Origin of the sequence: Flavobacterium tructae (genome assembly GCF_002217475.1) — a bacterium.
GTDB classification, from domain to species: Bacteria; Bacteroidota; Bacteroidia; order Flavobacteriales; family Flavobacteriaceae; genus Flavobacterium; species Flavobacterium tructae.
Window position 1 is genome coordinate 1 of the sequence record NZ_MUHH01000020.1, and the last position, 14,669, is coordinate 14,669.

General features: G+C 36.7%; 11 protein-coding genes. 10 read left to right on the forward strand and 1 reads right to left on the reverse strand.

Going from position 1 to position 14,669, the window contains the following annotated elements; translation table 11 throughout:
* Positions 1-710: 710 nt before the first annotated feature.
* Positions 711-1,715, reverse strand: a complete 1,005-nt coding sequence (locus B0A80_RS08845) for an LLM class flavin-dependent oxidoreductase (protein ID WP_070905465.1) — start codon at positions 1,713-1,715, stop codon at positions 711-713.
* A 439-nt stretch (positions 1,716-2,154) separates the two neighbouring features.
* Here B0A80_RS08845 and B0A80_RS08855 point away from each other — a divergent pair, with 439 nt between their 5' ends.
* From B0A80_RS08855 to B0A80_RS08900, 10 genes are all read left to right on the forward strand, one after another.
* Positions 2,155-3,498, forward strand: coding sequence for a sigma-54-dependent transcriptional regulator (locus B0A80_RS08855; RefSeq protein WP_070905467.1), 1,344 nt, complete (start codon positions 2,155-2,157; stop codon positions 3,496-3,498).
* A 278-nt stretch (positions 3,499-3,776) separates the two neighbouring features.
* Positions 3,777-4,058: a DUF7674 family protein gene (locus tag B0A80_RS08860; protein ID WP_017496760.1), complete on the forward strand. Its 282-nt coding sequence runs from the start codon at positions 3,777-3,779 to the stop codon at positions 4,056-4,058.
* Positions 4,059-4,245: 187 nt separating this feature from the next.
* Entirely contained in the window at positions 4,246-4,323 is a 78-nt protein-coding gene (kdpF, locus tag B0A80_RS08865; RefSeq protein WP_072975519.1) for a K(+)-transporting ATPase subunit F, read from the forward strand.
* Positions 4,324-4,453: 130 nt separating this feature from the next.
* On the forward strand, positions 4,454-6,172 hold the full coding sequence (kdpA, locus tag B0A80_RS08870; protein ID WP_089077060.1) for a potassium-transporting ATPase subunit KdpA: 1,719 nt from the start codon (positions 4,454-4,456) through the stop codon (positions 6,170-6,172).
* 106 nt (positions 6,173-6,278) lie between these two features.
* Entirely contained in the window at positions 6,279-8,312 is a 2,034-nt protein-coding gene (kdpB, locus tag B0A80_RS08875) for a potassium-transporting ATPase subunit KdpB (RefSeq protein WP_089077061.1), read from the forward strand.
* 96 nt (positions 8,313-8,408) lie between these two features.
* Positions 8,409-8,960, forward strand: a complete 552-nt coding sequence (locus B0A80_RS08880; RefSeq protein WP_089077062.1) for a K(+)-transporting ATPase subunit C — start codon at positions 8,409-8,411, stop codon at positions 8,958-8,960.
* Between the two features lie 236 nt (positions 8,961-9,196).
* The gene (locus B0A80_RS08885) at positions 9,197-10,273 is read left to right on the forward strand and encodes a porin (protein WP_089077063.1); all 1,077 of its coding nucleotides are present in this window, start codon (positions 9,197-9,199) and stop codon (positions 10,271-10,273) included.
* Between the two features lie 87 nt (positions 10,274-10,360).
* Positions 10,361-11,482: a histidine kinase gene (locus tag B0A80_RS08890; RefSeq protein ID WP_026110020.1), complete on the forward strand. Its 1,122-nt coding sequence runs from the start codon at positions 10,361-10,363 to the stop codon at positions 11,480-11,482.
* A gap of 89 nt (positions 11,483-11,571) precedes the next feature.
* Complete coding sequence (locus B0A80_RS08895; RefSeq protein WP_089077064.1) at positions 11,572-13,293, forward strand: sensor histidine kinase; 1,722 nt, start codon at positions 11,572-11,574, stop codon at positions 13,291-13,293.
* A gap of 380 nt (positions 13,294-13,673) precedes the next feature.
* Positions 13,674-14,435 (forward strand): phosphatase PAP2 family protein, encoded by a 762-nt coding sequence (locus tag B0A80_RS08900; protein WP_089077065.1) that lies wholly within the window; start codon positions 13,674-13,676, stop codon positions 14,433-14,435.
* Positions 14,436-14,669: the final 234 nt, after the last annotated feature.

The following is a 14,669-nucleotide window of genomic DNA, read 5'->3' on the forward strand; positions in this document are numbered from 1 at the left end:
GTTTTTTGAAGTTTTTTTTTCAGAAAATTTCTTTTCGTTTTCAACTTCTCTCCTTACCAATCTTTCAATGAACTTCCCTTGTTTTGCGGGGTGCAAACTTAAAACTTTCTTTCTTTACTCGCAAGCTTTTTAGAATCTTTTTTTGAAAATTTCTTTCTGTTTTAATTCCTTCGCTTGTCAGTATTTCGGTGAACGTTTATCGCTGTTGCGGGTGCAAAAGTAGTCACTTTATCCGCTTTTACAAGCTTTTTCTAAACTTATTTTTAATCTTTTTCGAAACTTTATCTTAACACCCTGATAACACCTCTTTTACAAATTAAATTATTTTCAGCTTTGAAAGGTTTTTCTTCGTTCAAATGAAACTACTAGATACAAAGTCCCATTTTTACTGGTTTTTTACTAATATCGCAAAGACGCAAAGGCGCGAAGTTTTTGTTTTTCTTGCCTTATTTCTTTTGAAAACCTATGCCCTAGCCCCGATAGTAGTGGAAATCCTTTTGATTTTTCCTTTAAAAATCAAAAGATTGCAGCGGATAGCGGGATAAAGCTTCGACTTCGCTCAGCTGGACAAAAACTAATCTTATATTCAGCTGGACAAAATCACTCCTTATATATAGGTAGTAAAAAACAAACCCGACAGGTTTTGAAAACCTGTCGGGTTGTATACTATAGTAGGTACAATAAACAAATCTACTATTACATATATGTAGTTACTTATTTAGGCTATCGATAACTTCTTTTGTAATTTGAATACTTTTAAGTTTAGCCTGACGATCGAATATTGGACTGGTTACCATTAACTCATCGATCTGTGCATAACTGATAAACTTTTTAAGATCTGCCTCCAGCTGTATTTGATCTCCAGTAAAAGTACAGGCTGTCATTTGATTCACATGGAAGCGCTCTTCTTCACTCATAATATCATCAAGGGAATCTACAGGTGGTTGTAATCCTTTGCGGTCGTTTCGAATTAAATTTAAAAACATCTGATAGAGACTTGTAGACAATCTTTCGGCTTCTTCGTTGGTATCTGCGGCAACGATATTGACACACGCCATGGTTTTGGGTTTATCCAACGTATCTGATGCCTGAAAATTTTCACGATAGAATTCAAACGCCTGTATCATTTGTCGGGGAGCAAAATGTCCTGCAAATGCATAAGGCAATCCATAAGCAGCAGCCAGGGCAGCACTATCCATACTTGAACCTAAAATCCAGATAGGAACATTTGTTCCTTCGGCCGGGAATGCTCGTACTTTTGCTGTTGCATTTTCTACCGAGAAGTAATCCTGAAGTTTGGTTACGTTTTGCGGAAACCGCTGTGCCTGCTCAAAGAAATCTTTTCGAATAGCTTCAGCCGTTGGTTGATCTGTACCGGGCGCTCTTCCTAAACCTAAATCGATTCTGCCCGGATAAAGTATTTCCAAGGTCCCGAATTGCTCTGCTACTATTAAAGGAGAATGATTGGGCAGCATGATTCCACCGGAACCTACCCGAATATTTTGAGTCTGACTGGCAATGTAACCAATTAACACCACCGTAGCCGAACTGGCAACATGTGCCATATTGTGATGTTCTGCAAGCCAGAATCGTTTGTATCCTAAATTATCTGCTAGTTGCGCTATTTCTTTTGTTTTTTGAAATGTTTCTTTGGCATTGCTATCCTGAGTGATGATAGCGAGCTCTAATAATGAGACTGAAATTGGGTTTTTCATATAAAAAAATGCTAGAATACAAAACTACTTCATTTACATGGATACCTTTTGCTTTCTGTTGTTAATAGATTTATAATATTTCTTTCGTAAGAACAGAACACTATAATAAATACAATTTTCAATAATCTCTTAGCATAATTGCTTTTAACTAATAGAGACATAGATTCTATATTTATAAAAATATTTCACTTCATTCAGGAACATCACAAAAGATTTATATTTCACTGCTCTGGAGCTTTTTTGATACCTGAAAATTACATTTACCAGAAACATTTTACTCCGCTGGAGCAATTTCAGAAAAAACAGGACGCTTTACTTTTTAAACCTGAATTCATCCCTCCTTTTTTTCTTCAAATTTATCCCACAATACGTAAGTCAAAAGATTTAAAGAGTAAATTTGTATCTCGAAATTAACTCCCCGCTTTAACAATATCCCCACATGACACATAAAATTTTAATTATAGACGACGAAGAAAAACTAAGAAGTCTTCTGGCACGCATTATTAAATCGGAAGGATTTGAAGTAATTGAAGCCAAAGATTTGAAATCGGGTTTTAAAAAACTCGAACAAACTGATATTGATGTCGTTTTATGTGATGTAAAATTGCCTGACGGAAATGGCGTTGACTTTTTGCAAAATATAAAAACCAGCTTCCCTTTAATTGAAGTGATTTTACTTACCGCTTTCGGGAATATTCCGGATGGTGTTCAGGCCATGAAAAATGGTGCTTTCGATTATATTGTAAAGGGTGACGATAATGATAAAATTATTCCGCTACTCTATAAAGCTGTCGAAAAAGTCCATTTGCAAAAAAAGGTCAAACAGCTTGAAAAACGCATCGGAGATAAATACTCTTTCAGTACCATTATTGGAAAATCAAAAGGGATTGAACAGGTTATCGATTTGGCCAAAAAAGTAGCTAAAACGGACTCGACTGTTTTACTAACCGGAGAAACCGGCACCGGAAAAGAGGTTTTTGCGCAAGCTATTCACGAAAACAGTAATCGTACAGGTAAATCTTTTGTCGCTTTAAACTGCAGTACTTTCAGCAAAGAAATTCTCGAAAGTGAGCTCTTCGGACATAAACAAGGTGCTTTTACGGGAGCCTTAAAAGATAAAAAAGGTTTTATTGAAGAGGCCAATGGCGGTACTTTATTTCTGGATGAGATTGGGGAAATGCCTATTGAATTGCAGGCCAAATTATTACGTGTTTTAGAAACCAGCGAGTACATTCCGCTTGGAGATACCACTCCAAAGAAATCAAATTTCAGACTGATTGCCGCAACAAACAGAGATTTAAAAGTAGAAAGCGAAGAACACCGTTTTCGTTCGGATTTGTATTTCCGTCTAAACATTTTTGAGATTACACTTCCACCTTTACGTGAAAGAATAAAAGATATTGCGCTTTTAACACATACTTTTGTCAAACAATTCTCTGAGAAAACGAATAAAAAGACACTACAAATAAGTGATGATTTTATCCATAAATTAGAACATTATTCCTGGCCGGGAAATATTCGTGAACTTAAGAACATTATCGAAAGGTCGGTTATTTTAAGCAGTGACGATACGCTGACCTCAGCTGTTTTACCATACGAAATGCAACAGGAAACAGAGAAAAACACTAAGCAAATGTCGGCCTTTTCGATGCAGAGTATTGAAAAACTACACATTCAGAAGGTTTTAAATTATACCAAAGGAAATAAAGCCGAAACTGCCCGTTTACTCGAAATTGGCATTGCAACTTTGTACCGAAAATTAGACGAGTATGGGATTCAGTAGTAATGTGACAATGTGAAATGCGATTTGTGAAATTCTGACCTTTTACTCTTTAAATATCCTATTTTACCTTTTACACCTCGCTTTTTACTTTTCACGCTTCATAAGCAACTTAAAATTTCCTTATCATTTCAATAAAAGCTTATCATTTTGATAGGCTTTTTTTATGCCTCATTTTTGGCACAAACCCGTAATTCATTTATCAGCAACACCTTACCTATTCCTTTACAATTTAGGTCTGACTTTTGGCATAAGTGGGAAGAACACAAAAATTCATTCTTATGAAAAATCAAGTCACTTCAATCTACAAACAAGCAGAACGCTTTGCTGAGATAACCAAAAAATCAATTATATCCGGCAATATTGTTCGGGCAAAAAAATGTCTGGCTCTTGCTGAACGCCTATTCATCAACGGAAGTATAGAAACTAAGAACGCTATTTCAAATGTATATGTTTTCTCTGTTTCTTCTTTTATGGAAATGCGTCACTGCAATATCTCACATCTTTTTCCACAAACGCTTAGAGCAGAATATATCAGACAAATTAATACTTCAGGAGTCTGATTTCGGCAAAATGCAAAAAAAAAGATGTGAACTGTAAAATGAAATCATACTTGCAACTAACATCTCACAAATAACAAATCTAATAATCCAATAATCTATGTTAATCACCTTTCTCTTACTCGCACTGGGTGCCCTGCTCTTTGGCATTTGTTTCAAATCTGTTGAATTTTTTGAAAAAATCTAAATCATGACAGCACTATTTATTATTTCGATCGCCGTTTTTGGCTATTTGGTTTACGTATTAATCAAACCCGAAAAATTCTAAAAAAATGAAAAAGTCACAATCCAAAAAAATATTTCTGGTATCTGTTTACATGGCTTGGACATTAGCCTTTATCATACTTATCATGTATCTGTAAAAGCTTAAACTTTATTTAATTTCTAACAAACAAAATATGAATACAGAGTTACTAGGTGTCATTGGTATTTTTATCATCACGATAGTTTTAGCCATTCCAATAGGAAAATATATCGCTAAAGTTTATTTAGGTGACAAAACACTTTTTGACCCAATTTTCAATCCAATTGAAAAAATTATCTTTAAAATCAGTGGTATCAATTCCACTGAAGAAATGAACTGGAAACAACACTTAAAAGCTCTTTTAGGTATTAACATGATTTGGTTCTTTCTTTGCTTCTTTATTTTATTATTCCAGGGGTCATTATTTTTAAATCCCGATAACAACCCGTCGATGAGTCCGGATCTGGCTTTTAATACTGCCATTTCATTTGTTGTCAATTGTAATTTACAGCATTATTCAGGAGAGAGCGGTGTTTCTTATCTGTCACAAATGTTCCTAATGTTTCTTCAATTTGTCTCTGCGGGTGTAGGACTGGCCGCAGCTGCAATGGTTTTCACTGCAATGAAGGAAAGAACAACTGAAAAACTGGGTAACTTTTACAATTATTTCATCAAAAGCTGTACGCGTATTTTATTGCCTCTTTCTGCTATTGTAGCAGTTGCTCTATTGTTTAGTGGAACTCCTATGACGTTTGAAGGAAAAGATGCTATTACAACTTTACAAGGTGACCAGGTAGAAGTTTCCCGCGGACCTGCTGCTGCCTTTATTGCTATTAAACATATTGGTACAAACGGTGGTGGATTCTTTGGAGCCAATTCATCACATCCGCTGGAAAACCCAACCTATTTTAGTAATGCGGTTGAATTATGGGCACAATTGATTGTTCCGTTTGCCATGATTTTCGCTTTAGGTTTTTATCTGAAAAAAAGAAAATTATCTTATGTTATTTTTGGCGTTATGACGGTTGGATTCCTCTTGCTTGTTATCCCGACGGTAATGAGCGAAATGAACGGAAATCCTGCTATTGAGAAAATGGGAATCGCTCAGACAACCGGAGCAATGGAAGGAAAAGAGGTTCGTTTAGGGCCTGCCATTTCAGGTTTCTGGAGTATTGCTACAACAGTAATTTCTACAGGTTCTGTAAATAGTATGCACGACAGTTCAATGCCGGTTTCGGGAGCTATGGAATTGCTTGCCATGATGGTAAATGCCTTCTACGGTGGTTGTGGTGTTGGTATTCTGAACTTCTATATCTTCATTATTCTTGCTGTATTTATTTCGGGATTGATGGTAGGACGAACACCTGAATTTTTAGGAAAGAAAATCGAAGCCCGCGAAGTTAAAATTGCCGCTTTTATTGCGATTCTACACCCATTATTGATCTTATCCGGAACTGCTTTAGCTTCTTATTTTGCAGCCAATGACACTGCAATGGGATGGTGGTTTAGCGGAAACGCAACAGGCTGGCTTAACAATCCCGGAAATCACGGATTCTCAGAAATGTTATACGAGTATACTTCAAGTGCAGCCAACAATGGCTCAGGCTTTGAAGGTTTAGGAGATAATAATCCGTTTTGGAATATCACTACAGGAATTGTTTTATTGTTAAGCCGTTTTATTCCAATCGTTGGACCATTGGCTATCGCAGGTTTACTGGCAGGTAAAAAATACATCCCGGAAAGTGCAGGAACTTTAAAAACGGATACTACAATTTTTGGAATAATGGTTTTTGCCGTAATCGCAATTATCGCTGCTTTATCATTCTTCCCGGCATTGGCTCTAGGTCCATTGGCAGAATACTTTACAATGTAAAAAATGTGAAATATGAGGTGTAAAATGAAATCGTATTCACAATTAACATTTTACATCTTACATCTCACAAATAACATTTCACAAATAACATTTTACACAAAGAAAAATGACTCATAATAAATCCACATCATTGTTTGAAAGCAAACAGGTAAAAGAAGCCTTGGTGCAGTCTTTTGTAAAGCTTAATCCAAAATTGATGATCAAAAATCCGGTAATGTTTACCGTAGAAATAGGAACCGCCATTATGTTTGCTGTTTGTGTTTCCATTTTAATGGGCGCGCAGGATCAGGGTAGTTTCATTTACAACCTAATTGTATTTTTAATTTTACTGGCCACTTTATTGTTTGCTAATTTTGCTGAAGCTATTGCTGAAGCCAGAGGAAAAGCACAAGCCGACAGTTTAAGAAAAACACGTGAAGAAACTCCGGCCCGACAAATTTTACCTAACGGAGAAATCAAAAACATCAGTTCTTCTGAATTGAAAAAAGGAGATATCTTCATTTGTGAAGCGGGTGATTTAATTGCCACTGACGGTGAAATTATCGAAGGATTGGCTACCATTGACGAAAGTGCCATTACGGGAGAAAGTGCTCCTGTAATTAGAGAAGCCGGTGGTGATAAATCCTCTGTAACCGGTGGAACAAAAGTATTATCAGACAAAATAAAAGTAATTGTAACGTCTGAACCCGGCGAAAGCTTTTTAGACAAAATGATTGCTTTGGTAGAAGGTGCAAGCCGTCAGAAAACACCAAACGAAATTGCTTTGACGATTTTACTGGCTGCCTTTACTTTGATCTTCGTAATTGTTTGTGTGACTTTAAAACCATTCGCAGATTATGCAAATGCACCTATCACAATTGCTGCTTTCATCTCTTTATTTGTCTGTTTAATTCCAACTACAATTGGTGGTTTGCTTTCAGCTATTGGTATCGCGGGTATGGACAGAGCGTTGCGTGCTAACGTTATTACAAAATCAGGAAAAGCAGTTGAAACTGCCGGAGATATTGACGTTTTACTTTTGGATAAAACCGGAACCATCACTATTGGAAACAGAAAAGCAACGAATTTTTATCCTGCGAAAGGTGTTTCAGAAGAAGATTTTATAAAATCTGCCGTGCTAAGTTCATTGGCAGATGACACTCCGGAAGGAAAAAGTATCGTGGAATTGGCTGGAGCCGAACTTGCCAATAAATTATCTATTGAAGGTGCTACTTTAATTAAGTTTACCGCAGAAACCCGAACTTCCGGAGTTGTTTTAAAAGACGGAACCAATATTAGAAAAGGAGCTCAGGATGCTGCAAAAAACATTGCACTTCAGGCCGGAAACTCTTTCCCGGAAGATATTGCTCAAAAAGTAATTGATATTTCTTCTAAAGGAGGAACACCGCTGGTAGTTATTAAAGACAATCTGGTACAAGGTGTTATCGAATTACAGGATATCATTAAAACGGGAATGAAAGAACGTTTTGACCGTTTGAGAAAAATGGGCGTTAAAACGGTGATGGTAACCGGAGATAATCCGCTTACTGCGAAGTTTATTGCCGAGGCTGCCGGTGTGGATGATTTTATCGCCGAAGCAAAACCTGAGGATAAAATGAACTACATTAAAAACGAACAAAATCTGGGTAAACTGGTAGCCATGATGGGTGACGGAACCAACGATGCTCCTGCTCTTGCACAAGCTAACGTGGGTGTTGCCATGAACAGCGGAACACAGGCTGCTAAAGAAGCCGGAAACATGGTGGATCTTGACAATGATCCAACGAAATTAATCGAAATTATCGAAATTGGTAAGCAGCTATTAATGACCCGAGGAACTTTAACTACTTTCTCCATTGCCAATGACGTAGCGAAATATTTTGCTATTGTTCCTGCTCTTTTCATCACGGCAATCCCGGCATTGGAAGGTTTAAATATCATGCGCCTGCACAGTCCGGAAAGTGCTATTTTATCGGCTGTAATTTTTAACGCGGTGATTATTCCTATATTGATTCCATTAGCCTTAAGAGGTGTTGATTATAAACCAATCGGAGCAAGTGCGATCTTAAAAAGAAACTTATTGATCTATGGTTTAGGCGGTTTGCTTGTGCCTTTTATCGGAATTAAGTTAATTGATATAGTTGTTGCTCTATTTATGTAAACATGAAGTTACTAAGGGACTAAGCTGCTAAGATCCTGAGTTTTTCCCTTAGCATCTTAGAGACTTAGCGTCTCAGAAACTTAAAAAATAAAAAAAATGAAAAATATACTTTCACTATTAAAACTTACACTGATCACCGTAATTCTGTTTGCCGTTATTTATCCTCTGGCAATCTACGGAATCGCTCAATTTGCTACAAATCAAGGAAAAGGAGAAACCATTTCGGTTAACGGAAAAGTGGTAGGGTACCAAAAAATTGGTCAGAAATTCGATAAACCCAATTATTTCTGGGGAAGACCTTCGGCTGTAGATTATAATGCCGCCGGAAGTGCCGGAAGCAATAAAGGACCAAGCAATGCGGAATATCTGGCTTTGGTTCAAAAAAGAGTGGATACATTTTTAATCGTTCATCCATATTTGAAAAAATCAGAGATCCCGGCAGATATGGTTACAGCTTCAGGAAGCGGTTTAGATCCGAATGTTTCACCACAAGGTGCTTTGATTCAGGTAAAACGTATTGCCAAAGAAAGAAAATTAGACGAAGCTAAAGTGAAAGCTTTGGTAGCATCTAAAATCAATACCGCTGTTGTAGGACCATCAACGGTTAATGTTCTGGAACTTAACATTGCTCTTGATCAATTGAAATAAAGGTACTGAGATACTGAGATACTAAGGTTCTAAGGTTTTTCTTCGAACAGGTTTTGGAAACCTGTTAGGATATAAAATCGATTATAATACAAAACCCCTTTTTGCCCCAAATACCCTAGCCCCGATAGAAACGGAAATCCTTTTGTGTCCGCGGCGGCGGACACAAAAGATTGCAGTGGATAGCGGGATTAGCTCCTAAAAAAAATCTACTAAATAAATAATTGAATACCACAGAAATGAAAAAAACAATACTTACTGCTTTAATCGCTTTTGGTTTTAGCAATTTACATGCTCAGGAAGAATCTAAAAGTCCGTTTACATTTTCAGGATATGTAGACGTTTATTACAGCTATGATTTCGCAAAACCGGATAATCATACTCGTCCGGGATTTATTTACAACTACAATAGAAGTAATGAAATGAACATCAATTTAGGATTAGCAAAAGTGAACTACAGCAAAGGCAATGTTCGTGGAAATTTTGCGCTGATGGCCGGAACTTACGCTGAGTACAACCTGGCTGCCGAACAGGGTTTGTTAAAAAATGTATATGAAGCAAATGTGGGGGTGAAGATTTCTTCTTCTCATAACTTATGGGTCGATGCGGGAATTATGCCTTCGCATCTTGGTTTTGAAAGTGCTATCGGAAAAGATTGTCAAAATCTAACCAGAAGTATTCTGGCTGAAAACTCTCCTTATTATGAAACGGGAGTTAAAATTGGTTACACTTCGGAGTCCGGAGAATGGTATTTAGCCGGTATGTATTTAAACGGCTGGCAGCGTATCCAAAAAGTAGAAGGCAATCAAACTCCTGCATTTGGAACTCAGGTCACTTACAAACCAACAGACAAAGTGGTTTTAAACTGGAGTACTTATGTTGGAAATGAACAACCGGATATCGACAAAAAATGGCGTTACTTTAATAATTTCTACGGACAATTTAAAGTAACGGATAAAACCAATATTACAGCCGGTTTTGATATTGGAACACAACAGTCGGCTAAAAACAGTAACAAATACGATACCTGGTTTTCTCCGATTTTGATTGTCCAATACAAACCTACTGATAAAATTCAGCTGGCAGCCCGAGGTGAATATTATAGTGATGAAAAAGGAGTAATCATTGCCACACAAACTCCAAATGGTTTTAAAACTTACGGATTTTCAGCTAACTTTGATTACTTAGTCACTGATAATGTAATGTTTAGATTAGAAGCAAGAAATCTTTCCAGTAAAGATGAAATATTTACAAAAAACAATCTCCCAACGAATACGAACGCGTTTGTAACGACTTCGCTGGCGATTTCTTTCTAAGCTTTAAGCTTTAGGCTTTAAGCAATAGGCTTTTCAAAAGTTTTATTGCTTAAAGCTTACGGCTTATAGCTTATAGCTTAAAAAAATATGGAAAAAGAAAATAATGCACAGCACTTTCTCGATTTAATTCAGAAATCACGAAAGGGAAAATTCAAAATCTACATCGGAATGAGTGCCGGTGTGGGTAAAACCTATCGGATGCTGCAGGAAGCACATTCCCTTTTAAGAAATGGAATTGATGTAAAAATTGGTTACATCGAAACGCACATGCGAAAAGAAACGCATGAGCTTTTATCTGGTTTGCCTGTGATTCCACGGCGAACCATTTTCTATAAAGGGAAAGAGCTGGAAGAACTGGATGTACAGGCAATTATCAACCTTAGACCCGAAGTTGTAATTGTAGATGAACTCGCACACACCAACGTTGAAGGAAGCAAAAATGAAAAACGCTGGCAGGATGTTTTGGAAATTCTGGAAGCCGGAATCAATGTGATATCGGCAGTAAATATTCAACATATTGAAAGTTTAAATGAAGACGTTAAACGTATCACAAGCATTGATGTTCAGGAACGTATTCCGGACAATGTTTTACGATTGGCCGACGAAGTGGTAAACATCGATTTAACCTCTGAAGATTTGATTGCCCGTCTGAAAGAAGGAAAAATTTATACGGCAGATAAAATTCAGACCGCTTTGGCTAATTTTTTCAAATCAGAACAAATTTTACAACTGCGCGAATTGGCTTTGAAAGAAGTAGCCAGTCAGGTAGTTCGAAAAGTAGAAAACGAAGTACCTCAATTGCATGCTTTAAGACACGAAAAATTACTGGCCTGTATTAGCAGCAACGATAAAACAGCCAAAATTGTAATCAGAAAAGCGGCACGCCTGGCCAGCTATTACAACGGTTCCTGGTATGTTTTGTATGTAGAAACTCCCAAAGAAAGCAGCACCAAAATTGCATTGGACAAACAACGCCATTTGATTAATAATTTTAAACTGGCTGTTCAGCTGGGTGCCGAAGTTATTAAAACAGAGAACCAAAATATTGCCGACGCCATTTTAATGACTGTTGAAGAAAAACATATTACAACGGTTTGTATTGGAAAACCACATTTAAATTTATTTAAAGTAATTTTGTCTACAACCATTTTCAGACGTTTGTTAAATAGTCTGTCTTTATCAAATGTGGATCTTGTTATATTATCGTGAAATGTTTTATGTAAAATGTGAGATGTGAGATGTTTTTGTGAAATACATTTTACATTTCACAACTAACTTTTTACTAGAAAAAATAAAATATGAGAATTAAAACCAAATTGAATCTAGGAGTCGGATTGTTATTTTTAATGATTATTATACTCTCATTAGTGAGCGGATATGCTGTGTTTTTGATCAAAGCAGATACCGAAAATATTCTGAAAGCAAATTACAATACGCTGGAATATTCCAGAAATATGATTTTGTCACTAGATGAAATCAAAGTGAATAGTGATAGTACGATTCATACTTTTAAGGAATATCTGGAGAAACAAACCCGCAATGTTACAGAACCCGGAGAAAAAGAAGCCACTGCTAAACTGGAAAATGACTTTGCCCTTTTAGAAAAAAACGGTTCTAACGAAACGGTAAAAGCACAAATCAGGCAGGATATTTTTTCGATTATGAAACTCAATCTGGATGCCATCAAACAAAAAAGCGATATTGCCAAACATACCGCCGAAAATGCCAATCTGTGGATTGCTATTGTAGGAACGCTCTGCTTTTTAATCGCCTTTAATTTACTGGTAAATCTGCCCAATAATATCGCCAATCCAATTAAGGAACTGACCCAAAGTATTAAAGAAATTGCCAATAAAAATTATTCCGAACGGGTGCATTTTACCAATCACAATGAATATGGTGATTTGGCAAAATCCTTTAATACCATGGCGCAAAAACTTCAGGAATACAACAATAGTAGTTTGTACAAATTATTCTTCGAGAAAAAACGACTGGAAACCCTCATCAATAACATGCACGACCCTATTATTGGCTTAGATCATGAAGGTGTTATCTTGTTTGTGAATGACGAAGCTCTTAAAATTATCGGAATGAAACTGGAAGATGTTATTGGTCAATCCGCTTCTGCTTTGGCAGTTTCCAATGATTTGATTCGCTCTTTAATTCTGAAAGAACCGGCAAATGATTCTCAGAAAAAACAGCCGATGAAGATTTTTGCCCACGGAAAAGAAAGTTATTTTGATAAAGAAACGATCAATATTACCATAACTCCAACAGGCGAAGAAAAAGAAATTAATATTGGAGATGTTATCATCCTTCGAAATATTACCTTATTTAAAGAACTCGATTTTGCAAAAACTAATTTTATTGCAACCGTTTCACATGAATTAAAAACACCGATTGCGTCTATAAAACTGAGCCTTCAATTGCTTCAGAATAATAAAACGGGCGAGATGAACGACGACCAGAAACAACTGGTTGAAAGCATTAAAGAAGACAGTCAGCGTTTATTGAAAATTACGGGTGAATTGCTTAATTTATCTCAATTAGAAACCGGGAATATCCAGTTAAACATCGAAAAAAGCAATCCGTACGCCATTGTAAATTATGCAACCGAAGCGGTAAAAATTCAGGCAGAGCAAAAGCAAATTAAACTCGTCGTTGAGGCCAATGAACATCTGCAAAATGTAAAAGCCGACAGTGAAAAAACAGGATGGGTTTTGATTAATTATTTATCGAATGCGATCACCTACTCGTCTGAAAAAAGTACAATTATCATCCGCTTAAAAGAAGAAAACGATCAGATTACGTTTCAGGTTATCGATACCGGAAAAGGAATTGATGCACGCTACAAAGATAAAGTTTTTGATAAATATTTTCAGATTCCGGGAAGTCAGAAATCAGGAACCGGATTGGGGCTCGCCATCAGTAAAGAATTTATCGAAGCTCAAAACGGAACGATTGGTGTTGAGAGTAATTTAGGCCTGGGAAGTACGTTTTGGTTTTCCTTAAAGGTTTAGATAAATTCAATTTTATAACTATCTGTTACTTGTGCTAGTTTTAAAATGGCACACGGATGACACGGATTTAAACCGATAAAAACGGATTTTTTTATTTATACGGTGAAAATCCATCTTATCTGCGTTATTAATCCGCCTAGTTAACAGCCAAATTCAATTTTATGACATTCGTCAGTCTGAGCGAAGTCGAAGACCTTTTCTACTACAAAGCCCTTCGACTTCGCTCAGGGTGATCATCCAAATCGGCATAATATTTAGTCAATCTTAATTCAATTATTTATTTTAAAGCCAGCAGGTTAATATTCGCTTAAGGTTCAGTTAAACCAAAAATACTTCGTGCATACATACGTTAATATTGCAACTTTTAACAATAACGAAAGATGTTTTACAAAACGATTTCTCTGGTATTTTTATTTGTTTTTTTTGGTGCTCAGGCACAGCAAAATGATTCGATCACGAAAGTTGACAGTACTTCACAACAATTAAAATTCAATTACAAGCAGCTCATCATTCCGGGCGTTTTAATTGGCTACGGAGTTATTGGGCTTGAAAGTGATCAGTTGCTGAGTTTCAATTCGCAGATTAAAAACGAAGTTACTGAAGACATTGACAAAAAAATCACTATTGATGATTTCTCGCAATACGCGCCTGCAGCCTCGGTTTATGCCCTGAATGCTTTTGGTGTAAAGGGAAAAAATAATATGCGTGACCGCTCTGTTATTTTTGTAACTTCATACGTTATTATGGCTTCAACTGTTTTGGGTTTAAAATCGATTACCCATGAAGAAAGGCCTGATGGAAGTTCAAAAAACTCTTTCCCTTCAGGACATACGGCAACTGCTTTTGCCGGAGCGGAATTTTTATGGCAGGAATACAAAGACAAATCAATTTGGTACGGAATTGCGGGTTATGCTGTAGCCACCGGAACGGGCCTTTTCAGAATATACAACAACCGTCATTGGTTAACGGATGTTGCTGCCGGAGCCGGAATTGGAATTTTGAGTACTAAAATTGCCTATTGGCTGAATCCGTACATCACCAAAAAACTTTTTAAATCCTCTTCCGAAAACAAATCCACTTCTATGGTAATGCCTTTTTATAATGGCAAACAATATGGATTGGGTTTTGTGAAGGTTTTTTAGTTTTTTTATTGACTATAGTCTCCCTGAGCGGAGTCGAAGGGCTTCCTGGCGCAAAAGGTCTTCGACTCCGCTCAGACCGACAGACGGCTATCAATTATAAATCGGGTTTAGATCTTAAATAAAATTTGTGAATTACTTCATCCGTTCGCTATCGCTCGGGTCGTGGCGAAAAAAAATAATCCTTCTAATCTGTGTAATCTGTGGCTAAAAAAAATGCCTATTGATCATGGTCTC